This is a genomic window from Chryseobacterium paludis (genome assembly GCF_025403485.1).
GTDB lineage: Bacteria > Bacteroidota > Bacteroidia > Flavobacteriales > Weeksellaceae > Chryseobacterium > Chryseobacterium paludis.
Genome location: NZ_CP099966.1, coordinates 346,947 through 368,624 on the forward strand (window position 1 = coordinate 346,947; position 21,678 = coordinate 368,624).

The following is a 21,678-nucleotide window of genomic DNA, read 5'->3' on the forward strand; positions in this document are numbered from 1 at the left end:
TATTATGGGTAGATTTTTAAAGTTTTATATGCTGACGTTATTGCTTTTAAGCACAATAGCTGTCAATTCCTGCAGATCTGAAGAAGAAGTTATCCCGGATTTTCCTGATGGAAGTGTGGAATCCGTTAATGTTTGGGTACAGGATAATATGAAACGTTATTATTACTGGGCAGATCAGATGCCTTCAAAACCGGACTATCATCTTCCGGTAAAGAAATTTTTTGCAAGTCTTCTATCACAAAACGATCGTTTTTCAAGCATTGTAAATACTGAGGATTCTTCAACCTATTTACGGACAGTCCGAAATATGTATGGTTTTGATTATGCCGTAATTCAGCTTGCCAATGGACAAATAACTGCTGTAATAAAGCTTGTGTTGCAAGATTCTCCTGCTCAGAATGCTGGTTTACAACGTGGAATGATCATAAAAAAGATCAACGGAAGTCTGATCACTGCATCCAATGCCGAAAGCCTTCTTAATTCTATTCCAGATAATACAACCCTCGATCTTACAGTAGGAGACTGGGAAGCCGGAAATGTGATCAATGAAAAAAATATTATAGTATACTATGGCTTTTCTCTAGATCAACCCATTGTATCAAGAATTTTTGATCAAAATGGCAAAAAAACCGGATACTTATATATATATGATTTTCCAGATGGAATGTCTCAGAGTCTTAATCAGAAATTTGCAGAATTCAAAGTTGCTGGAGTAAAAGATCTTGTTGTAGATCTTAGATATAACTATGGTGGATCAGTAGCTTCGGCTGCAGCATTATGCTCAATGATCCCTTCAGGAATAACTGCTAACTCACCATTCATAACCTATAAAGGGAATAAAAATGGTGGTGAAGTGAAAAAAACATTTGCAGAACAGGTAGCTTATGATCCTACTGCACTTAGTTTTTCGGCACTTCATACTAATTCATTGGGGTTAAGCAGAGTATTTATTCTTACCTCCAGAAATACAGCGTCAGCATCTGAGATAGTGATCAATAATCTTAAGCCTTATGTGCAGGTAATACAGGTAGGAGATACCACTTTAGGCAAAGATATGGCGGGGTTTGCAGTAACAGATGACAGTAAATCTCAGAAGATTACTTGGCAGATCCATCCTGTTATCTACAAAGTGTACAATGCAAATGGAGAAGGAGAATACAGTGGTGGAATTTCCCCTCAGATTCCCATTAATGAATATACCTCACTTCCTCTGATTCAGCTTGGAGAGTCAGAGGAGATTTTGCTTCATGCTGTACTAAATAAAATATATTCCAAATCTGTTAACCACGAGAATTCAAATAATAACGTGAAAATAATTACAGAAAGTGAGAAGCCTTTTTCAATAGTTAAACCCTAAGTAGGATCTATTGAATTAAAAAAAAGAAAAAGAAAAAACCAAATCAAACATATATTATATTTTTTTTTAAAATTGAATTCACTATGCAGGGAATAGAGCCAAAAATACATCAGGAAGTGATCAAGAGAATTAATGATCTAGAACAATTGCTAAAGCAAACACCTGAACCGGAAAGAACATATACAGATGAGATTTTTATGATGAATACAGAGCTATCAGCACTGTATGATGAATATCTTACGATAAAAAAGAGATTGGAAACTTGTATTAAACTGTACAGGTTAAGACATATTGAAATCCGAAAACAGCTTACCCAGAATATCAGGAAGCTGAGACGTGAGACAGTTAATCAAAATAGGTAAACATTTTTACCGCCATTTAGTTTTACTGATTAGTAATTTTAAAAATGAATAAATAAAATCAATATCGACATATAAAGCAAAACACAATTCCATATATATTTATACTAAAAATTATGTTTTTAGTATTTTTTTGTTGTATCCTATATTTACGGAATATTGTTCAGAAAATAAACTATTTTTTGGGATTTTGTGAGTACTTTTGAAAACTTAAGGAAGTATGAACTCTTATTAGATTATTTTACGTTTTATGATCTTAATTGTCGATGATAACGAAAACAATATTTACTCGTTAAAGAAATTATTAGAGTCCAAAGATTTTCAGGTGGACACGGCTAATTCCGGGGAAGAAGCATTGGGAAAAGCTTTGAAAAATGATTATGCCCTGATTATTCTGGATGTGCAGATGCCTGGGATGGATGGATTTGAAGTTGCGGAAATATTTGCAGGATACAGCAAGACCAAAGAAATTCCTATTATATTTCTGTCGGCCGTAAATACCGAAAAAAGATTCATTACACGCGGTTACGCTTCTGGTGGAATGGATTACGTTACCAAGCCGGTAGATCCGGAAATTCTTTTACTTAAGGTTAAAACATTTTACAACTTGCAGGAACAGAATCTTGCAATGAAAAAAACACAGCAGAGTTTAGAGCTGGAAGTGAAAGGAAGAAGGGAATCTCAGGTCAGCATGAAGTCTAAAATTGATCATTTTCATCTGATGCTGGAAGGCTTACCGCAAATTGCCTTTACTTTAAATGAAGAAGGAATTGTAGATTTTGTGAATGGCAGATGGTATCAGTATTCTGCTTCTGATGAAGACTTTCCGGAAACATATCCTGAAGATACAGATATTAAAGAAGAGTTTGAAAAATCTAGAAAAAAAGGAAAATCTTTTGAATTGGAGACCCGGATAAAAAATATTGAATCCGGAAATTACAGGTATCACCTGTTAAGAATATCGCCGGTATATGAAGGAGATACCGTTAAAAACTGGGTAGGAACATTCACCGATATTGATGATCAGAAAAAGGTAGAAAATGAGAAAGATGAATTTCTCAGTATTGCCAGCCATGAGCTGAAAACTCCCTTAACCAGTATTAAAGCTTATGTGCAGCTATTGGAGCGTAAGCTAAAGCTTGATAAAGATAGTGCAGAGGCAGGTTATGTAATGAAAGTACAGGATCAGATCGAAAAGCTGAACAGCCTCATCAGTGACCTTCTTGACGTTTCCAAAATAGAGAATGGTAAACTGAAGATCAATAGAAAACCTTCTAATTTGGAAAAGGTACTTGATAGTGCTATCGAAACCATACTTCAGACGCATGACGAAAATAAAGTGAAAATTCAGCGTCATGGAGAAATATCAGATATTCTCATTCCTTTTGATGAGATCCGTATAGAACAGGTGCTGATCAATTTCCTGACGAATGCCATTAAATATTCACCTCAAAATAATCAGGTTATTGTAACTACTTTTGTAGATGAACAAGAAGTAAAAGTAAGTGTTACGGACTTTGGTATCGGTATTCCTGATTTTAAGCAGAAAGCTGTATTTCAGAAATTTTATCGTGTTGAAGAATCATCATTACAATTTCAGGGAATGGGAATAGGTTTATATATCTGTTCAGAAATTATCAAGCAACATAATGGAACTATCGGATTATCGAGTATCATTAATGAAGGTTCTACATTTTATTTCACTTTACCTTTAAACTAATTTTTTATGCCGAAAAAAATTATAAGAAATCTGCAATTTGGAGTAGGAATGTCTTTGCTGATTTTAATAGCAAGCTCAGTAGCATCATATTGGAGTATTCAAAAGCAGATGGATAATCGTGAAAGTTTATCCAAAACCCGACGATCTATAACTGCAGTAAAAGATGTATTAATTGCTCTTTTAGATGCAGAAACAGCAAACAGGGGATACCAGTTAACAGGGAAACAAAATTTTTTAGAACCTTATAATAGAAGTATTGCCGAATATCCTAAAGCAATTGCCAATGCAAAATCTTTAGATGTTACAGATAAAGCACAACTCAAACGTTTAGAGGATTTAGAAGAAAATGCAAGTAGTAACATTAAGAATCTGGGGCTTTATGTTGAAAATAGACGTCATGGAGTAGAAATGACACAGGAGCAGCTTATTTTGAGTAAATCCTATATGGACAAATGCCGGAAGATCGTCCGTGATTTTGTACGATATGAAGAAATCCAGCTCGAGATAAAAAATAAGGATCTTAATCGATCATCCAATACAACCGTTATTTTTATCCTGTTTTCGGCGATTGCAGCCATAGTAGTTACGGTTTATCTCTATGTTAAATTGCGAAATGATCTGACCCGCAGAGATATATTGGAAAAAGAACTGAAAGCAAAAGACCTTGAAATCAGCAAACGGGTAAGTGCTATCCGACAGATTGCAAATAGAGTGGCAAACGGGGATTATAGCCAAAAGGCAGTTGATAATGCACAGGATGATCTTGGTGATTTAGTGGATTCACTTAATAATATGACTGATTCACTGAAAAAGTCTTTTGAAAAGATCAATAGAAGTGATTGGCATCAAAAAGGTTTAGCACTACTGAACGAATCACTAGTAGGGATTAAATCAATTAAAGAAGTTACTACCAACTCTTTGAACCATCTCATTGAATATGGAGAGGGTACAAATGGAGCTATATATTTAATTGATGAAGGAAAATTACAACTAAATACAGCAGTAGGTTTAGAGGAAAACATGAAAAAATCCTTCGAACCGGGAGAGGGAATGATTGGACAGGTTTTTCTTCAGAAAAAAACAAAGGTTTATAAAGATCTTAATGAAAATGATTTTGCTGTAACTTTTGCAAGCAGCAAAGTAAAAACTAATGGAATTGTGCTTGTACCAATTACATTGGACAGACAGAGTATTGGTGTATTGGAAATAAATTCAACTACTAATTTTGATCAGGATAAAATCAATTATTTTGTAGATAGTTGTCGGAATATTGCTACTGCCATTAGTGCGGCAAAAGGCCGCGAAATGGAACAGCGATTATTAGAAGAAACCCAGACCCAGTCAGAGGAATTACAGGTACAACATGCCGAACTTGAAAACCTGAATACTGAACTCGAAGCGCAAACTCAAAAACTACAGGCTTCAGAAGAAGAATTAAAAGTACAGCAGGAAGAATTAATGCAAACTAATGCTGAACTGGAAGAAAGGTCAAAACTCCTGGAAGAAAAAAATCATCTGATTGCCGAGCGTAATATCGAAATTCAGAAAAAAGCAGAGGAACTGGCTTTAAGTACCCAATATAAATCTGAATTCCTGGCAAATATGTCGCACGAACTGCGTACACCTTTAAATTCTATCCTTCTTCTTTCCAGGTTAATGGCAGAAAACCCTGAAGAAAACCTGAATGAAGATCAGGTAGAATCAGCTAAGGTAATTCAGAGTTCTGGAGGAAGTCTATTGACACTAATAGACGAAATTTTAGATCTTGCTAAAATTGAATCAGGTAAGATGGTCTTAGAATATGATGATGTAGCCATAGATGAGGTCGTAAAAGATCTGCGAAATCTTTTCAATCCGGTAGTACTTGAAAAAGGAGTTCAATTTGATATCCATATAGAAGATGGTCTTGAAAAAACTATCGAAACCGACCGGTTAAGATTAGATCAGGTATTACGAAACTTGCTGTCAAATGCATTTAAATTTACCACAGAAGGTAATGTAGCATTGCATATTAAAAAAGATCCTACCAATAAGAACTTCATTATTTTCAGCGTTAAAGATACTGGAATTGGTATTCCTGAAGATAAGCAAAGAATTATTTTTGAAGCATTCCAACAAGCTGACGGATCTACTCAGCGGAAGTTTGGAGGAACAGGTCTGGGCTTATCTATAAGCCGTGAAATTGCTAAGTTATTTGGTGGAGAACTATCATTAAAAAGCAAAGTGGACGAAGGAAGTGAGTTCAGCTTAATCATTCCTATGAACGCGGGTTCAGAAATATTACCGATGCCTTCTGATCTGGAATTAGTAGAAATTATACAGGAAGATGTAGAGGAGATCAAAAATATTATCGGTTATGATGAACATGAGTCTGAAATAGCAGCATCAGTTAGCGTTTTGGAAATACCCGAAGATGTAGCAGACGATCGGGATACCATTACCGATGGTGATAAAGTAATTTTGATCATTGAAGATGATACCAATTTTGCTAAAGCATTACTGAAATATGCCCATATGCAAAATTATAAAGGAGTAGTTGTAGTAAGAGGAGATCATGGATTATCTGCAGCACTGCAATATCATCCGTTAGCGATCTTACTGGATATTCAGTTGCCTGTAAAAGATGGATGGCAGGTAATGGATGAACTAAAATCAAATCCTAAAACAAAACCTATTCCGGTACACATGATGTCTTCATTGCATGTGAAAAAACAGGAAAGTCTGATGAAAGGAGCTATTGATTTCATCAATAAACCAGTTGCTTTAGAGCAGATGACCGATGTTTTCAGAAAAATTGAAGAAGCTCTCCGGAAGTCACCTCAAAAAGTTCTGATTGTTGAGGAAAGCGCCAAACATGCCAGTGCATTATCTTATTTCTTGAGCAATTTTAATATTTCATTATCAATAAAAGATAATGTAGAAGACAGTGTAAAAGCCTTAACTGAAGATCAGGTGGACTGTGTTATTTTAAACATCGGACCAACCAGAGGTAATGGCTATAAAATTATTGAATCGATCAAAAGTTATGATGGATTAGAGCATTTGCCGATTATTATTTTTACTGAAAATAATTTATCCTCATCAGAAGAGCTTAAAATCAGACAATATGCAGATTCTATTGTTGTGAAAACAGCACATTCCTATCAACGGATATTAGATGAAGTAGGTTTGTTTTTACATTTGGTCGAAGAAAAGAAAAGTTCGGAAGAAACACCTAGAAATAAGACATTAGGATCACTAACCGAAGTTTTAAGTGGTAAAAAAATTCTGATCACCGATGATGATGTCCGGAATATATTTTCATTAACGAAAACTTTGGAAAAATACAAAGTAGAAGTAATTTTGGCGATGGATGGAAAGCAGGCATTGGAGCAGATTAAAGTACATCCCGATATTGATGCCATTTTAATGGATATGATGATGCCAGAAATGGATGGCTACGAAACGATACAGGAAATAAGAAAAAAACCGATGTTTACCAGATTGCCAATTATTGCAGTAACAGCAAAATCAATGATCGGAGATCGTGAAAAATGTATCACCGCAGGGGCTTCAGATTATATATCAAAGCCTGTAGATGTTGATCAGTTATTGTCATTGTTGCGCGTTTGGTTGTATGAAAGTTAAACACAAGAGTTCTGATGAATAAGAAAATTTTGATTGTGGATGATGATCCACGAAATATATTTGCACTTAAATTAACACTGAAAGCCCGTGGTTATCAGATGGAAAGCTGTACTATGGCGGAGGAAGCCATTCAGCTTTTACAGAAGGATGATCAGATTTCTGTGGTGTTGATGGATATGATGATGCCCGAGATGGATGGTTATGAGGCCATTAAAATTATTCGTAATACACCATCTATTAGTAAGATACCTATCATTGCAGTTACGGCGCAGGCTATGCAGGAAGATCGGCAGAAATGTCTGGATGTAGGTGCACAGGATTATGTGAAAAAACCTATTGATGTAGATTTATTATTAACAGCTATAGAAAAACTATCCTAAAATGCTAGAACCGAGTATTGTAAAAGATGAAGAGGTAGAATGTCTTATAAAAGATGTTTATGAGCTATACGGATATGATTTTTCGCTATACAGTAGAGCTTCCTTCAAACGTAGAGTGAATAGGATCTGTCTGATCGATAAATTTACCAGTTTTGCAGAACTTCGGTATACCGTTCTCAATGATCCCGATTATCTCAAGCATTTTATTGAAGAAATTACAGTGAATGTTACAGAGATGTTTCGTGATCCCTATTTTTTTAAAGCATTAAGGGAAAAGATACTGCCACAACTGGGAACCTATCCTTTGATCAGAATTTGGGTAGCTGGATGTTCAACAGGCGAGGAAGCATATTCCATGGCTATATTACTTAAAGAGGCCAATCTCTATCAAAAATCACTGATCTACGCAACAGATATTAATCCTTCCGTACTAGAAACAGCAAGAGCAGGTGTTTTTCCATTACAACAGATGAAATTATATTCTGAAAATTATATTCTCTCCGGAGGAAAAAAAGATTTTTCTGATTATTACACGGCGAATTATGATGGAGCAAGATTTGATAAGAGTCTGCAGCAGAAATTAATTCTGTCAACCCATAATCTGGTGTCCGACAGTTCCTTTAATAGCTTTCAGTTGATTATATGCCGTAATGTATTGATTTACTTTGATAAAGAATTGCAGGAACGTGTATTTCATCTTTTTGATGATAGTTTGGAAAATCTGGGTTATCTGGCCTTAGGTTCTAAGGAAACATTGAGATTCTCTAATTTAGGTAAGTCTTATCATCAGGCGGATGATCAGAAGATCTGGAAGAAAGTAGATTATAATTAAAACAGAAAGATGAGTGTAAATATTGAATTGGTTGTCATAGGAGGTTCTGCGGGAAGCTTGGAGGTTATTTTAGATATGATCAAAAAGCTTGACCAGAAGATCAGCTTTACTATACTATTGGTTGTTCATCGTAAAGTGCAATCCACAAGTATATTACCAACTTTGTTACAGCAGTTTTCCTCCATTGAAGTATCTGAAATAGAAGATAAAGAAGAAATACTAAATAACCATATTTATATTGTTCCCGCCGACTACCATCTGTTGTTTGAAAATAAGCAATTGGTGTCACTCGACAGTTCTGAGAAAATGAACTATTCCCGTCCGTCGATAGATGTGACATTTAAATCTGCAGCAGAGATGTATGGGAAAAGTCTTGTTGGTATACTGCTGTCAGGTGCCAATGCGGATGGTGTAGAAGGCTTACAATACATCAAGAAAAACGGTGGTGAAGTCTGGATTCAGGATCCTGATACGGCCGAAGTGAACTATATGCCAAAACATGCTGTAGATGGAGTCGCCTATGATCTGATCATTACTCCACAGGATCTGGCAACACATATTAATCAATTGAATACTTTAAATAAGCTTTAAAATTAAAACTAACCATATATGAACAAGAAGAAAATTTTGATTTTTGACGATGATAAAACGATTTTAGACGTAGCTACCATCATTTTTGAAGAAAGTGGTTACGAAGTTGGAATTTCTGAAACATCACATGACATTATTGACAAGGTTTCACAATTTCAACCTGATGTAATTTTAATGGATAACTGGATTCCCAATATTGGTGGAGTAGAGGCAACAAAACTGCTTAAGAGTCATGAAGAATTCAAAAAGATTCCTGTGATCTATATTACAGCCAATAATGATATTAATTCATTAGCCGAAAGTGCTCAGGCAGATGATTATATTGCAAAACCATTCAATTTAGATGATTTGGAAGAAAAAGTAGCAAAATACATGAAAGATTAAAGTTATCATTAAGTAACTTTGAAATTTAATATACAAAGGGTCTTCAGTATGAAGATCCTTTTTCTTTTATTCTTTATTAAAAAAATAATTAAAAATAAATATAGTTAACTATATAGTTGTATATATTTTTATATATTTGATCATCAGAAATTTTATTTTTAATGAATAATGATTTTATAAAAGAACTTGGTTATAAAGCACTTGATTCCCGTTTTAAGAGGATAAGTGAAAAGATGGCTTATAGTGTAAAAAAGCTTTATAAAGACCTCGATTATGATATTGAGCCCAACTGGTATCTCGTTTTTATGATACTGAGAGATAAGGGTGAACTGTCTCTTATTGATATTGCTGAAAGCCTGGGCTATTCACATCCGTCTATTGTCATCACCGTAAAAAAAATGAACAGCAATGGATACCTGATTGTAAAAAAAGATCAATCAGACAAACGAAAACAGATCGTGTCACTTTCTCCCAAAGCAATCCAGTTAATGCCTGAGTTTGAAATTCTTTGGAACAGCTGCGAAGCAGCAATCTTAAATGTACTGCAAGAAGATCTAAGCATTTTAAATTATCTGGATGACATAGAATCAGCACTGGAGGAAACTTCGTTTTATTATCGATTTAAACAGGAATATAAAAACCATTTAAAATAATCCTCATGAAAAAATATTTAATACTCCTTCTTACCATGTTTTGTCTATTTTCTTACGCCAAAGAGACAAAAATTACAATTAGGGCAAAAGCAAAAGATGCAAAATTTATAGGAAGCTCTTTAGGTGGAGCCTATGTAATTATCAGAAATAAGATCAATAATACGATTCTGGCTGAAGGAAAAACAAGTGGAAGCACCGGGAATACTGATTTGATCATGAAGGCTCCAAAACATAGAGAAAGCTCTATTGCAGATGATACTACAGGCAAGTTTCTGGCGACTCTACATATTGATGAACCGACGTTTGTGAGCATTGAAGTATTTTCACCTTTTAATCATAAGCAAGCACAAGCTAAAGTCAGTACAGAAATCTGGGTAATTCCCGGTAAAGATATTCTAGGCGATGGAATTATTCTGGAAATACCAGGCTTTATTATTGATATTTTAAAACCCCGGACCCATCAGTATATTGGCTTAAATTCTATTAGTGGAAAACCATTTCAAATTCAGGCTAATATTGTAATGATGTGTGGCTGTGTGATCGATAAAGGCGGAGTCTGGGACTCCGATAAATTTGAAACAAAGGCTATCATTAATAAAGATGGAAAACTAATTAGTGAAACCAGTTTATCATTAATTTCTACTAATCTTTTTGAAGGCAGCGTATCAATCTCTTCACCCGGGAATTATGAAATATTTGTTTATGCTTTTGATCCGAAAACTGGAAATACCGGAGTGGACAAAATAAATTATGTGATTTACTAATATAATTTTTTCATAATTAATATATAGTTGTAGTATAGTTTTGGATTCATTTTTTTATTGAAATCACTAAAATTGACAGATAAAATTAAAATATTATTATCCTGATTTTTCACTTTTCTGATGCAAATTACCTTTGAAATTCATACTTTTATACACGTATACAAGAGTCTGATAGATGATGAATTTTAATCGTTGGAGTTTTACAGAATATTTGAAAATACTTGAACATTTTTCCTTGTCAGAGTGGATTGGGTTTAGTTTGGCAGTCAATATCGCTCTATACTTATTTTCAATAGGATTATATGTCTTTATTGAAAAGACCTGTCGTAAAAATAAACTGCAGCATTTCAGTCATCCCATAGTACGTTCTGATTTTTATTTAAGCATTCTTACAATTGTTTGCAATAGCTTTGTAATGCTGCTAGGCGTTTTCTTATGGAAAAATAACTGGATCGAACTCGATGACAATTTTTCAGCAGTTTCAATTTTTTTACAAGTTGTAGCTTTAGTCCTCCTCATGGATTTTTGTATGTATCTGTTTCATTATGCAGCTCACATACCATTTGTGTACAAGAGGCTTCATGGTAAACACCACGAACATGTGAACACTAATTTTTTAAGTCTTTTCGTATTGCATCCGGCAGAGACTATAGGTTTTGGATTAATGATATTGGCATTATTAATAGGCTATGATTTCTCTGTGATTTCAATAACTCTTTATCTTTTTATCAACCTTATCTGGGGAACCATCGGGCATTTAAATAAAGAATTTTTTCCTGCAAGATTCAATACATATTTTGTAGGAACGACCCAGTTTCATAATCAGCATCATCTGGATGAAACTAAAAACTTCGGTTTCTATACCTCTATTTGGGATAAATTGTTTGGTACTTATAAAATGTAGACGTTTTGTAATGCAACTTTTTAAAGCTTTGTAAGGTATCGATAACCCCTTCAAATTTTTCGTCTTTAAAAATACCAGATTTGTACACCCTTTCAAAAGTCCCTGCAATTCCAGAAGCTACCATATTCGGTAAGTTTTCATTTTTTAACATTTCAGTAAGCCCTTTCATTTCATCAATTCTCCTGAAAATATGTTGTGGATAGGTGGGCGTTGTTTTTACAAGATCCTGATAGGTACCAGGAAGAAACTCTTTTAGACTCTCATTTAGTTCATCAAGAATACCAAAATGAGCTGCTGCAGTCATTGTTTCAAAGAATAAAGCATTCATTCCCTTATTCACCATGGAAAACAATAATTTGTAGGCAGATGCTGCCTCCGTTTTATCACCTGCATCTTTTACTTTAAAAATTTCCGAAAATTGATCAATAAATAAATTTCTGTACATGCCACTTACGATCAATGTAGAATTATCAGGAATGTCTTTTGAGGCTCCCATCACCGCTCCGTTTATAAATCTGATGTTTATAGAAGAAAACAGATTCTCAATGGATAAGGCAATTTCAGGAGTATTGGAATTCAGGTCTATGTAAATCGGATGGTTATTGGTGTTTTTTAAGCAGGAAACCGTATTTTTTGCAAGCTCCAGACTTGCTTCAGGACTGCTTAAAGAAAGAATAATATCTGCCTGCTCAACTACACTTTGCAATGAACCTCTGTCAATAATCCCGGAATCCTTTATGTTTTGTAAAGTTTTCTGTGACCTGCCTTCTCCGGCAGTAATCACATTATAGTTATTTCGGATCAATTCTTTCACAATTTGAGTTCCCATATCTCCGGGAAATAAAAGGGCAATAACTGGTTGTGCTGACATTCTTATTTATTTTTAAGTTGAAGAAGTAATTAAATGGCTTCAATTATTCTATTGCAAATCTCCTTAAAATTTTTAGATCTGTAAAACACATTATTTCGATGGATTCAATTGCTAAAACCGATTAATAATTAAAATCAATGTAGGACTGATCAGTCTTCCTATATTGATTTTAATTGAATTATTGTTAAGCTTATCTTTTTTCTATAACCGGAATATTGGTGATTACTTTCCATTTATCGTTTTCCAGTACACAAACGATGGTGGATTTAAATCTGACAATATCACTTTCCAAAGTTAATTTAGCAATGGCAATATTTCCTTTTTGTTCAACAGATTCAAAAGAAATGGTTCTCGGTCTTCCCCCAAATGTTTTGTTTCTGATATGATCAATGTATTCTTTTTTAGAAATAATAAAAATCCCTTTCTGATCAAAGAATCCATCCTGGATATTTTGATAGTCTTTGTGAAGGATTTCCTCCATAAGCACGATATCACTGTTATCGCCAGCTTTGATAAAGCTTTCAATGGCTTGTTGTATATCTTTCATGTTCTTAATAATTAAATGTTGGTTTATTTGTTTTCTCTGCTGTTCAATTTTCACTCCGGCATCATCTGGATTTATCATTCCATCCATTGGAAAATAGGTAATCTCCATAATTCCAAGCTGATTAAAAATACTGGTTAGTTGGATTTCAATAGGATTTTGTTTCTGTATGATGGGTTGAAGGATACCCATTGTAGAAATAATAAATGCTCTTTTGTTCAGGAGTAATCCTTTTATACCATTATTATCATAGGTAAATGTTTTTTTTGTCCGGACAACCAGATCGAAATAAGCCTTTAATGAAGAAGGGATTCCATAATTATACATAGGACAGGTGATAAGGATCTCATCACTGATATATAATTCCTCAATCAACTGATCCGATAGTTTAAGATGTTCAGAATAAAGGGTTTCATCAAAAAATCCATTTACGGTTTCCTGTGTTAAATGGGGCGTAGGTTCTAAGGTCACATCCCTTTCGATGATCTTTCCATTCGGGTGTTTTATTTTCCATTGCTGAACAAAATAGTCACCCATTGAACGGGAATAAGAATCTTTCATCCGGAGGCTGCTGTCAATACGGAGAAGTGTAGTCATGTTTGCTTTTTTATTAAAGACAAGCAGCTCTTCTAAAACGTGACGATTATACCAATTTTTTTAATTTTTCAGGATCAACGATAGAGTAGATTTCCCGAATCATGCCTTCATGGTCAATATCTAAAATGTGACAATTGTAGATCTGATTTTCCCGCCAAAAGCAAATAGCGTGCTGATGATTGAAAATATGAAAAGTATAGGGTTTTTGATTAAGAAATTGCTGTTGTACATAGGCAAGTAGAGTAGCAGTGGCTGATTTTCCAACTTCAACAGCTTTTATAACACGAACCCGCTGCCCTCCATCTGCAGAAAGCCTGATGTCATTTAATAATAGCTCTTCAAGCATAGAAATACTTCCTTCGCTTAATGCCCTTTGATATTGGGAAAGCGTTTCATTAGGAATGGATGAGTTGATGTGATCCGGTATATACTGTACATTTTGAAGCTGTTTACCAGCTCTACTCAGTATTTTTCTTGAATTTTCTACAGAAATATCAAGAACTTCGGCAATCTCCTGATGCGAATAATCAAAACCTTCCTTTAAAATATATACGGCACGCTCTTTTCCAGACAGGCGTTCTAAAAGTACGAGCAACGTATAACGAGCTGTTTGTTCTTTTATAAGTTTAGTTTCTGCATTTTCAAGGGATAAAGGTTCAGGTAGCCATTCACCATACACCATTTTTTTGGTGTGCCTGTTTTTAAAGTTAATGGCATGATTGATCGTACTTTTGATTAAAAAGTTCTTTTCATTCCGTATATCGGTTTTATCCAGTGAAATATATTTTTCCAGCACATCTTGCACAAGATCCTGAGCATCCTCGTAAGAACCTGTAATATTATAAGCGTACGTTAAAAGTTGACGGTAATTTTCCTGCATGCTATTTCTTTTTAAGACCCAAAAGAGGGTGAAAACGTGACATCCCATAAATAAAGATGATCAAAAAGAGTAAAAGTAGTACTTTTATATTTTTGTAACTATAAACGATGCAGGATCCATTAAGAATACATATTGAAAAAGTTATTCCTCTTAGCGATGAAGAGTTTGCATTAGTATCCTCTTATTTCACAAGAAAAAAGTATAAAAAACATCAGTTTTTAATACAGGAGGGAGAGAAAGTTATGTATAATTATTTCGTATTAAAAGGGCTTTTAAAACTGGTCTATACCGACGATACCGACAAAAGTCATATTGTTGGGTTTGCAATGGAAGATTGGTGGGAAAGTGATTTTCAGGCTTTTTATACACAAACTAAATCAACAATGTCTCTGGAGTGTGTTGAAGACACTGAAGTTTTATGCCTAAGTCTGAATGACTACAGAAAACTGTGTAATGAACTTCCAAAGATGGAACGTTTCTTTCTTGAAAAAGCCTATTTCGGTTTTATAGCAGCGCAGCAGCGTATTATCTCTACAATGACTTCCAATACTAAAGAACGGTATGATAAATTGCTTGAAAAATATCCAGCATTGGTTCAGCGCGTTCCAAAGTCTCTTTTAGCTTCTTATCTGGGTGTTTCCAGAGAAACATTAAGTCGCTTTTCTTCTTAAAATGTGATCTTCCTCACTCTATAATCGTGATGAAGGTCAAGAGATGATCCTGGGTATAAATTGCAATTTTGTCCTATTAATTTTATACAGTTAAAACAATGGAAAAAAGAACAATCAATCCCTGGAATTGGCAAAAAGAACGCAGCTACTCGCAGGCTGTAGAAGTAAAAAATGTTGAAAGTACATTATACTGTTCCGGTCAGGCGGCTATTGATCCGGATGGAACATCAAGTAATAAGGATATGAAATCTCAGCTTCAGCAGGCCATTGCGAATCTGGAAGAAGTAATCACTACTGCCGGATACGAATGTAGAAATATTGTAAGGTTAAATATATATACTACATCAACTAAAGAACTATGGCCCCATTTTCCTATTCTTCAGGAATGGATAGGCAGGCATAAGATTGAGCAGGCTGTTACCATGCTGGAAGTGACCGGATTATTTGAAACATTAACGGTTGAACTGGAAGCAACTGCTGTAAAATAATTTCAAAAAGTATTTTGAAATAAAACCTTCAAATCTTTGATTTGAAGGTTTTTTATGCCAGTAATTTCTAAAAACACTAAAGAATCCTTTTGCATATGGAAGCCAGGAAATCAGGCTTCCGGTTATTGAAGAAAATTATTATGATATAAAAACAGAAAAATAGTTTTAGAAGTTTAGTATAAAACGCCCATACTTTCCGCTGCGAAGCCTGAAAGCTCTTCTATTTTTCCTTCTTTTATTTTTTTTACCCATTGGTGGTCATTCAATAAGGCACGTCCTACCGCAACTAAATCGAAATCTTCTCTTTCTAATCTGCGTACCAATTCTGTAAGATCAGACTTTTCTGAACTTTCACCTGCAAAAGCAGACATGAAATCTCCTTTAAGACCCACAGAACCTACAGTGATGGTCGGTTGTCCGGTTATTTTCTTTGCCCACCCTGCAAAATTAAGATCTGAACCTTCGAACTCAGGCTCCCAGAAACGACGTTGTGAACAATGAAAAATATCTACACCTGCTTCTTTCAGAGGAAGTAACCAATCTTCCATCTCAGCAGGCGTTGTTGCCAACCTACTTTTATAATCCTGTTGTTTCCATTGGGAAAGTCGAATGATGATCGTAAAATCTTCCCCTACGGCAGCTCTTATCGCTTTGATAACATCTGTTGCAAAACGGGTTCTTTCTTTTACTGTTTTACCTCCGTATTCATCAGTTCTGGTATTAGTAACCTCCCAAAAGAACTGATCGATAAGGTAACCGTGGGCTCCGTGTATTTCAAGACAGTCAAATCCAAGGTCTTTTGCTGACTTAGCAGAAGCTGCAAATTGTTTTATAGTGTCCTGGATATCCTCTAAAGACATGGTGGAAGCTTTCTCCATTGGAACTTCAGGGTATTCTTCTGATGCTCTGGTATCACCAACATGCCATATTTGTGGTCCCATTTTACCCCCGTTATGATGAACCTGATCGATTACGTTTTTCCAGCCTTCTAATGCCTGGGTTCCATAGAAGTCAGGGATATTCTGCATATTTTTTGAAGCCGGTCGGTTAATTACTGTTCCTTCGGAAAGGATAAGTCCTACCTCTGAAGCAGCTCTTCGTGCATAATAGTCGGCTATTTTTTGTGTTGGTACTCCATTATCTGATTGTGCTCTGGTCATAGGAGCCATTACAATTCTGTTTTTCAGTTGTAGATTTTTATAATTAAATGGACTAAATAACGCGTCTGTACTCATTTTTTATTAATTTTATTATGATGTCAATTCTTTTGTTACACAAAGTAACTAATAATAATTCGTTTTTGTGCCTGGATAAGAAAAAATTGTGGTAACTTTGACGTAACAAACAATAGTAACTTCTTAGTAACTTATGAGACACAATAAAATGACCCAAGGCAGTTGCCCTCTAGGGAAAGCCATGTCAGCATTGGGAAGTAAATGGAAACCGATCATTGTGATGGTCATTAAAGACCGTGTATTGCGTTTCGGACAGATCGCTACCCGTATCCATGTCATTTCAAGAAAAGTTTTGACGGATCAGTTGAGAGAAATGGAAGAAGATGGGTTATTAATTAGACAAGAATTTAAAGAATTACCTCCGAGAGTTGAGTATTCCCTGACAAAAAAAGGGCTTGCTCTTCTACCAATCTTACATCTACTGGAAGACTGGGAGACAAAATACGACGCGAAGGAAGTTTTTGTGGATGCAGCTGTATAAGATAAGTATAGTTTATGATCGATCTTTAAATCGGTCGTTAGCATTCCTGGCTATCTGCTAATCAGGGATTAAGGAATATTTCTAAAAGTTAAATGTAAAAATGGCTATGACATGCATAGCAGATTAAAGAGAAAAATGAGAGAATATTTTTCGCGAGATACTTTTTTTTACATTTAATCGTTATATTTAACGAATTAATTCTTAAATCAAAAATGAATTAAAGCATCATAACTTTTAAATGACTAGTAAAATCATCGGTGTAGGAAACTACATTCCCCCAGAAACCATTACCAATTTATTCTTTGATAAACACAATTTTATAAACAAAAGCGGCGAGTCATTAAAAGAGAGTAATGCCATTATTGCCAGTAAGCTAAAAGACATTACAGGTATTGAAGAGAGAAGATATGCAAGTAATGATCAGGTTACTTCTGATTTAGGTTTTATTGCTGCACGGGCAGCCATTAAGAATTCCGGAATTGATCCTGAAACATTAGATTATATCATATTTGCCCATAATTTTGGTGATGTACGTTTTGGAACAGTCCAATCAGATGCAGTTCCAAGTCTTGCCTCAAGGGTAAAACATCTTTTAAAAATAAAAAATAATTTTTGCGTAGCATACGATGTATTGTTTGGGTGCCCCGGATGGATAGAAGGAGTGATTCAGGCCAATGCATTTATAAAATCTGGTATTGCTAAAAGATGCCTGGTTATTGGTGCAGAAACACTTTCAAGAGTCGTGGATATTCATGATAGAGACAGCATGATATATGCTGATGGGGCAGGAGCTGCGATACTGGAAGTTACCAATGATGATATGGGTGTAAAATCCCATGTTTCAGCATCTTTTACATTGAACGAGAAGGATTATTTATACTTCGGAAAATCATATAATAATGAAAAATGTCCGGATACAAAATATATCAAAATGGAGGGACGGAAAATTTACGAATTTGCTCTTTCCAATGTACCTCTTGCTATGAAAAAGTGCTTAGATGAAAGTGGTTATAGTGTCAGTCAACTTGACAAAATCATTATACATCAGGCTAATGAAAAAATGGATGAAGCCATAGTAAAAAGGTTCTATCAGTTATATGACACACCAATGCCGGAACACATCATGCCTATGGTTATTCAAAAACTAGGAAATAGTAGTGTGGCTACAATTCCATCTCTATTAACCATGATTTTACAGGATGAGCTAGATGCTCATGAAATCAACGATGGAGATGTGGTATTATTTGCATCTGTGGGAGCTGGCATGAATGTAAATGCATTTGTATATAAATTTTAAAATAGAGAATAAAATTTCAGAGAGGATCAATATCTTTCAATTTCTAAGATCTTGATTAAGAAATCAATCCAACAACGGGAAATTTAATTTTACTATTTTTATGCATAGACTGACAAAATTATTTTGTCAGAAATAAAAAACTCTTTATATTTGCACCACTGAAAACGACGGTGTAATCGGAGTTTAAGGAGAGATGGCAGAGTGGTCGATTGCGATAGTCTTGAAAACTATTGACTGTAACAGGTCCGGGGGTTCGAATCCCTCTCTCTCCGCTAAGAGGGTCTTCTACAAGAAGATCCTTTTTTTTTTCGTATATTAATAATCCTTTCTCTTTCATTTTCAGGTGGTTATATGATAGGGTGCCTAACATTGTAGGTGTTCGATAGATGCCCTTTTCATAATAAAGGTTGCTGTCGAACACCAGGTCAACAAATTCCCGCTTTTGAAGGGTATTGGCATGTGAGTAGATATAGCGCAGATCTGTTAATAACTCTAATTTATCTTCCAGAATACTAAATGCACGACTTTGATCTTTGCCAAGTCTTTCTATTGCCCTTCTTAGATTCATTATGTCTTTATTGTATGTTGAATACCAACGATCATAAGTATCTTTATTAATTTCATTCTTTATCCATTTTTCTTCAACCGTATATAATCTTGATTCGATTTCATCTAACTCCTTTTTCTTTTCACCGATCTTTTTACGGTTAATTTCCATTTCCTTATCAATATTCAGTTTGCTTTCTGTTTTGATTTTTTTTACCCTTAAAGGGCTTAAGCTCATTAACTCACAAACGGACAGAAATTGATCGTGGGCTTTTATCGCACTGATATTATTATGTTTGGAGTGTTTGCATTTGTAATAGTAGAAGTATTTTCCAGATTTGCCTCTTGATGGGGCACCAGATAAAGGATGTCCACAATGGCATTTTAAAATTCCGCGGAGTGGAATTTCATCATCTAAGATTGTTCTTAGTTTTTCAGGTCTTTTCATTTTTTCCTGAACCATTTTCCATGTGGATATATCAATAATAGGCTCATGGTTGCCCTGAAAAAGTCCACCTTCATGTTCTTTAAACGCGGTAACTTTCAGCAGTCCTGCATATATAGGGTTTTTAAGGACCCGCTCAACAGCCATACTTCCTTTTGTAGTAAAACCGAGTTGCTGAGCTTGTTCTTTTATTAAATACAGAGGTGTATTTCTGATGTAAGAATCATAAATAAATTGAATAATCTTAGCTTCTGTTTCTTCAATAACCAATTTTCTGTCTTTTCTCTCCCCTTGCTTTCTATACCCAAAAGGAGCATTTTTAAAAACAAATCTTCCTTCCTTGGCCTTAGCGGTATAGATTCCACCCTTTACTTTAATGCTTCTATTGATATTATCTTCTTCGGCTAGCAATAATTGCAAACCGGCTCTAAAGAAGCTTCCGGGAGTTTCATAATCAAACGTAATTCCCTCAGTAACACTTACAACCTGGATGTTGTACTTTTGTTGAAGAAGCTTGACCATACTCATGGCCTCTCCGGCATCACGGCTAAAACGATCAAGTTGGTCTAGAAGCAAATAATCTACTGTTCGATGGTGTTTGGTTATGAACTCCTTTAATTTAATGAAATCAGGGCGGTCAAATGTTTTGGCGCTTTTTCCCCGATCAATAAAAGTATCAACAAGTTCAACATTATTGTTTTTCAGCCATTGATCGGTGTAGAGTTCCTGCCTTTCTATGGAACCATTACTCTGTCCGATCTGGCTGAACCTTAAATATCTTATTGCACGTTTCATAATATTCCTTTAAAGTTGATGATACAATAATTTCTATAATCAATCTTTCGAATTCATCCTCTTTTTCCTGTTCTCTCTTAGTCTGTAATTCTTTAATATTTTTATCTATATCAGTAGTCGTTGATTCTTTTTTATTAGTTCCCATTTCTTTCTATTGCTTAGATTACCCCTTACTCCGTTTTTCAGGTTTGGTCTAAATCTAGAGGAGAAATGAAACACCTTATGTAGATAGGAAACATCTTTCGTAGTTAGGCATTTATTGACTCACCACTGCATATTGTCTTCTTATGACGGTTGAATTTACAATGATTTTAAAATAACTATTGCTTTCTAAAAAAACGCAAATTGTAAAAATAAATTACAAGTTGCCATAAAAATATTAAAAAAACTTTAATTGAAAATTTAATAATTGAGGGTTGGATTGATTCTTTTTATCATATAAATAATTTTCACAATCAACCGGTAAAAAGGCAGCCAAGATATAGCGGCCAATCCCTTTCTTTTTCCTGCCAAAAGACTACGGCATAAACGGTTTCCTCCCTAAAGGTGCCTTCCATTTATTCCGTTTCCTTTCGGCTTACTGCATTGCCCGCTTACATTATCTGCTTTCTTTTTTCCGGTTTTTCTTTTGAAAATACTTAACGAAGCCTGACAAAGGCTTTAATAAAAGCAGAGGCGGAAGATTGAGAAGAGATCTAATTTGAAATTCGAAAAAAGTAAGTGCGGGAAATGAAAGTCTCTGCCGTACTCAGAGCAAAAAAGATGAAATTTAATGTTGTCAATGAAATTAAATTAAGTTATTACAGAAAAGGAAATTCTGAAAGGTTAATCACCAACTCAAAGGATGCTGTTGATGTATTTCGGGAGCATTTTGATAGTGATGAAATTGACTATCGAGAGTCATTTTACACACTGTATTTAAATCAGGCCAATAAAGTCTTAGGCATTAAGAGAATTTCGGAGTGTGGGATCACTTCGGCGATCGTAGATGTAAGGCTTATTATGCAGGCCGCTCTATTGTGTAATGCATCATCCATTATTCTCGCACATAACCATCCCTCCGGAAATCTAAAGCCTTCAGCTGAGGATGTGAAAATAACTCAGAATATAAAAGCAGCTTCAAAATTTCTAAACATACAATTGCTTGATCATTGTATTTTAACCTCTACTGAGTATACATCGTTTTCCGATGAAGGAATGCTATAGGTACTTGTAAGACATAATAAAAAGAACGGCGATGTTTAATTGCCGTTCTTA

General features: G+C 34.9%; 21 protein-coding genes, 1 tRNA gene and 1 pseudogene. 17 read left to right on the forward strand and 6 right to left on the reverse strand.

From position 1 onward, the window contains the following. The first annotated feature begins 4 nt into the window (after positions 1 to 4). From NG806_RS01440 to NG806_RS01490, 11 genes are all read left to right on the forward strand, one after another. Positions 5 to 1,357, forward strand: a complete 1,353-nt coding sequence (locus NG806_RS01440) for a S41 family peptidase (protein ID WP_261511664.1) — start codon at positions 5 to 7, stop codon at positions 1,355 to 1,357. 83 nt (positions 1,358 to 1,440) lie between these two features. Continuing rightward, entirely contained in the window at positions 1,441 to 1,719 is a 279-nt protein-coding gene (locus NG806_RS01445; protein WP_214834185.1) for a hypothetical protein, read from the forward strand. A 247-nt stretch (positions 1,720 to 1,966) separates the two neighbouring features. Beyond that, positions 1,967 to 3,436, forward strand: a complete 1,470-nt coding sequence (locus NG806_RS01450) for a hybrid sensor histidine kinase/response regulator (protein ID WP_214834188.1) — start codon at positions 1,967 to 1,969, stop codon at positions 3,434 to 3,436. Positions 3,437 to 3,442: 6 nt separating this feature from the next. Continuing rightward, the gene (locus NG806_RS01455; protein ID WP_261511665.1) at positions 3,443 to 7,063 is read left to right on the forward strand and encodes a response regulator; all 3,621 of its coding nucleotides are present in this window, start codon (positions 3,443 to 3,445) and stop codon (positions 7,061 to 7,063) included. Positions 7,064 to 7,077: 14 nt separating this feature from the next. Further along, a complete protein-coding gene (locus NG806_RS01460; RefSeq protein WP_214834194.1) occupies positions 7,078 to 7,443 on the forward strand; it encodes a response regulator in 366 nt (121 codons plus the stop codon). 1 nt (position 7,444) lies between these two features. After that, positions 7,445 to 8,275, forward strand: a complete 831-nt coding sequence (locus NG806_RS01465; protein ID WP_214834197.1) for a CheR family methyltransferase — start codon at positions 7,445 to 7,447, stop codon at positions 8,273 to 8,275. Between the two features lie 9 nt (positions 8,276 to 8,284). After that, complete coding sequence (locus NG806_RS01470) at positions 8,285 to 8,866, forward strand: chemotaxis protein CheB (RefSeq protein WP_261511666.1); 582 nt, start codon at positions 8,285 to 8,287, stop codon at positions 8,864 to 8,866. Positions 8,867 to 8,884: 18 nt separating this feature from the next. Beyond that, positions 8,885 to 9,250, forward strand: a complete 366-nt coding sequence (locus NG806_RS01475) for a response regulator (RefSeq protein ID WP_214834203.1) — start codon at positions 8,885 to 8,887, stop codon at positions 9,248 to 9,250. Positions 9,251 to 9,411: 161 nt separating this feature from the next. Beyond that, entirely contained in the window at positions 9,412 to 9,903 is a 492-nt protein-coding gene (locus NG806_RS01480; protein WP_261511667.1) for a MarR family winged helix-turn-helix transcriptional regulator, read from the forward strand. Positions 9,904 to 9,908: 5 nt separating this feature from the next. Beyond that, a complete protein-coding gene (locus NG806_RS01485) occupies positions 9,909 to 10,667 on the forward strand; it encodes a hypothetical protein (RefSeq protein ID WP_261511668.1) in 759 nt (252 codons plus the stop codon). 175 nt (positions 10,668 to 10,842) lie between these two features. Then, on the forward strand, positions 10,843 to 11,571 hold the full coding sequence (locus NG806_RS01490) for a sterol desaturase family protein (protein ID WP_261511669.1): 729 nt from the start codon (positions 10,843 to 10,845) through the stop codon (positions 11,569 to 11,571). Here NG806_RS01490 and NG806_RS01495 read toward each other — a convergent pair. The 3 genes from NG806_RS01495 to NG806_RS01505 all read right to left on the reverse strand — a co-directional run bounded on the left by NG806_RS01495 (position 11,534) and on the right by NG806_RS01505 (position 14,463). Beyond that, positions 11,534 to 12,442: an NAD(P)-dependent oxidoreductase gene (locus NG806_RS01495; RefSeq protein WP_261511670.1), complete on the reverse strand. Its 909-nt coding sequence runs from the start codon at positions 12,440 to 12,442 to the stop codon at positions 11,534 to 11,536. The genes NG806_RS01490 and NG806_RS01495 overlap by 38 nt on opposite strands. Positions 12,443 to 12,632: 190 nt before the next feature. Beyond that, a complete protein-coding gene (locus tag NG806_RS01500) occupies positions 12,633 to 13,583 on the reverse strand; it encodes an NAD(P)H-dependent oxidoreductase (RefSeq protein ID WP_261511671.1) in 951 nt (316 codons plus the stop codon). Positions 13,584 to 13,629: 46 nt separating this feature from the next. Beyond that, positions 13,630 to 14,463, reverse strand: coding sequence for a sigma-70 family RNA polymerase sigma factor (locus NG806_RS01505; protein ID WP_261511672.1), 834 nt, complete (start codon positions 14,461 to 14,463; stop codon positions 13,630 to 13,632). A 107-nt stretch (positions 14,464 to 14,570) separates the two neighbouring features. On the opposite strand from NG806_RS01505, the gene NG806_RS01510 reads away from it, so the two are divergent. Beyond that, positions 14,571 to 15,134, forward strand: coding sequence for a Crp/Fnr family transcriptional regulator (locus NG806_RS01510; RefSeq protein ID WP_214834221.1), 564 nt, complete (start codon positions 14,571 to 14,573; stop codon positions 15,132 to 15,134). Between the two features lie 98 nt (positions 15,135 to 15,232). Continuing rightward, entirely contained in the window at positions 15,233 to 15,622 is a 390-nt protein-coding gene (locus NG806_RS01515) for a RidA family protein (RefSeq protein WP_214834224.1), read from the forward strand. A 173-nt stretch (positions 15,623 to 15,795) separates the two neighbouring features. Here the strand turns inward: NG806_RS01515 and NG806_RS01520 are convergent, their stop codons facing one another. Beyond that, positions 15,796 to 16,857: an NADH:flavin oxidoreductase gene (locus NG806_RS01520; RefSeq protein ID WP_214834227.1), complete on the reverse strand. Its 1,062-nt coding sequence runs from the start codon at positions 16,855 to 16,857 to the stop codon at positions 15,796 to 15,798. A gap of 133 nt (positions 16,858 to 16,990) precedes the next feature. On the opposite strand from NG806_RS01520, the gene NG806_RS01525 reads away from it, so the two are divergent. The 3 genes from NG806_RS01525 to NG806_RS01535 all read left to right on the forward strand — a co-directional run bounded on the left by NG806_RS01525 (position 16,991) and on the right by NG806_RS01535 (position 18,907). Continuing rightward, positions 16,991 to 17,338 (forward strand): winged helix-turn-helix transcriptional regulator, encoded by a 348-nt coding sequence (locus NG806_RS01525; protein WP_214834230.1) that lies wholly within the window; start codon positions 16,991 to 16,993, stop codon positions 17,336 to 17,338. 238 nt (positions 17,339 to 17,576) lie between these two features. Next, complete coding sequence (locus NG806_RS01530; RefSeq protein WP_261511673.1) at positions 17,577 to 18,635, forward strand: 3-oxoacyl-ACP synthase III family protein; 1,059 nt, start codon at positions 17,577 to 17,579, stop codon at positions 18,633 to 18,635. Positions 18,636 to 18,822: 187 nt separating this feature from the next. Beyond that, positions 18,823 to 18,907 (forward strand) — tRNA-Ser (locus NG806_RS01535). A gap of 725 nt (positions 18,908 to 19,632) precedes the next feature. On the opposite strand, the pseudogene NG806_RS23030 reads toward NG806_RS01535, so the two are convergent. Both NG806_RS23030 and NG806_RS01540 read right to left on the reverse strand, forming a co-directional pair. Next, positions 19,633 to 20,421, reverse strand: a pseudogene (locus tag NG806_RS23030) (recombinase family protein); the annotation flags it as partial. Next, positions 20,372 to 20,566 (reverse strand): hypothetical protein, encoded by a 195-nt coding sequence (locus tag NG806_RS01540; RefSeq protein ID WP_261511674.1) that lies wholly within the window; start codon positions 20,564 to 20,566, stop codon positions 20,372 to 20,374. The gene NG806_RS01540 and the pseudogene NG806_RS23030, both read right to left, overlap by 50 nt. Before the next feature lie 617 nt (positions 20,567 to 21,183). Here NG806_RS01540 and NG806_RS01545 point away from each other — a divergent pair. After that, a complete protein-coding gene (locus NG806_RS01545) occupies positions 21,184 to 21,627 on the forward strand; it encodes a JAB domain-containing protein (RefSeq protein ID WP_214834332.1) in 444 nt (147 codons plus the stop codon). The last annotated feature ends 51 nt before the right edge of the window (positions 21,628 to 21,678 follow it).

Coding starts and splice junctions, on each gene's coding strand:
- NG806_RS01440 (WP_261511664.1), top strand. CDS start 5: ATGGGTAGATTTTTAAAGTTTTATATGCTGACGTTATTGCTTTTAAGC.
- NG806_RS01445 (WP_214834185.1), top strand. CDS start 1,441: ATGCAGGGAATAGAGCCAAAAATACATCAGGAAGTGATCAAGAGAATT.
- NG806_RS01450 (WP_214834188.1), top strand. CDS start 1,967: ATGATCTTAATTGTCGATGATAACGAAAACAATATTTACTCGTTAAAG.
- NG806_RS01455 (WP_261511665.1), top strand. CDS start 3,443: ATGCCGAAAAAAATTATAAGAAATCTGCAATTTGGAGTAGGAATGTCT.
- NG806_RS01460 (WP_214834194.1), top strand. CDS start 7,078: ATGAATAAGAAAATTTTGATTGTGGATGATGATCCACGAAATATATTT.
- NG806_RS01465 (WP_214834197.1), top strand. CDS start 7,445: ATGCTAGAACCGAGTATTGTAAAAGATGAAGAGGTAGAATGTCTTATA.
- NG806_RS01470 (WP_261511666.1), top strand. CDS start 8,285: ATGAGTGTAAATATTGAATTGGTTGTCATAGGAGGTTCTGCGGGAAGC.
- NG806_RS01475 (WP_214834203.1), top strand. CDS start 8,885: ATGAACAAGAAGAAAATTTTGATTTTTGACGATGATAAAACGATTTTA.
- NG806_RS01480 (WP_261511667.1), top strand. CDS start 9,412: ATGAATAATGATTTTATAAAAGAACTTGGTTATAAAGCACTTGATTCC.
- NG806_RS01485 (WP_261511668.1), top strand. CDS start 9,909: ATGAAAAAATATTTAATACTCCTTCTTACCATGTTTTGTCTATTTTCT.
- NG806_RS01490 (WP_261511669.1), top strand. CDS start 10,843: ATGATGAATTTTAATCGTTGGAGTTTTACAGAATATTTGAAAATACTT.
- NG806_RS01495 (WP_261511670.1), bottom strand. CDS start 12,442: ATGTCAGCACAACCAGTTATTGCCCTTTTATTTCCCGGAGATATGGGA.
- NG806_RS01500 (WP_261511671.1), bottom strand. CDS start 13,583: ATGACTACACTTCTCCGTATTGACAGCAGCCTCCGGATGAAAGATTCT.
- NG806_RS01505 (WP_261511672.1), bottom strand. CDS start 14,463: ATGCAGGAAAATTACCGTCAACTTTTAACGTACGCTTATAATATTACA.
- NG806_RS01510 (WP_214834221.1), top strand. CDS start 14,571: ATGCAGGATCCATTAAGAATACATATTGAAAAAGTTATTCCTCTTAGC.
- NG806_RS01515 (WP_214834224.1), top strand. CDS start 15,233: ATGGAAAAAAGAACAATCAATCCCTGGAATTGGCAAAAAGAACGCAGC.
- NG806_RS01520 (WP_214834227.1), bottom strand. CDS start 16,857: ATGAGTACAGACGCGTTATTTAGTCCATTTAATTATAAAAATCTACAA.
- NG806_RS01525 (WP_214834230.1), top strand. CDS start 16,991: ATGAGACACAATAAAATGACCCAAGGCAGTTGCCCTCTAGGGAAAGCC.
- NG806_RS01530 (WP_261511673.1), top strand. CDS start 17,577: ATGACTAGTAAAATCATCGGTGTAGGAAACTACATTCCCCCAGAAACC.
- NG806_RS01540 (WP_261511674.1), bottom strand. CDS start 20,566: ATGGGAACTAATAAAAAAGAATCAACGACTACTGATATAGATAAAAAT.
- NG806_RS01545 (WP_214834332.1), top strand. CDS start 21,184: ATGAAATTTAATGTTGTCAATGAAATTAAATTAAGTTATTACAGAAAA.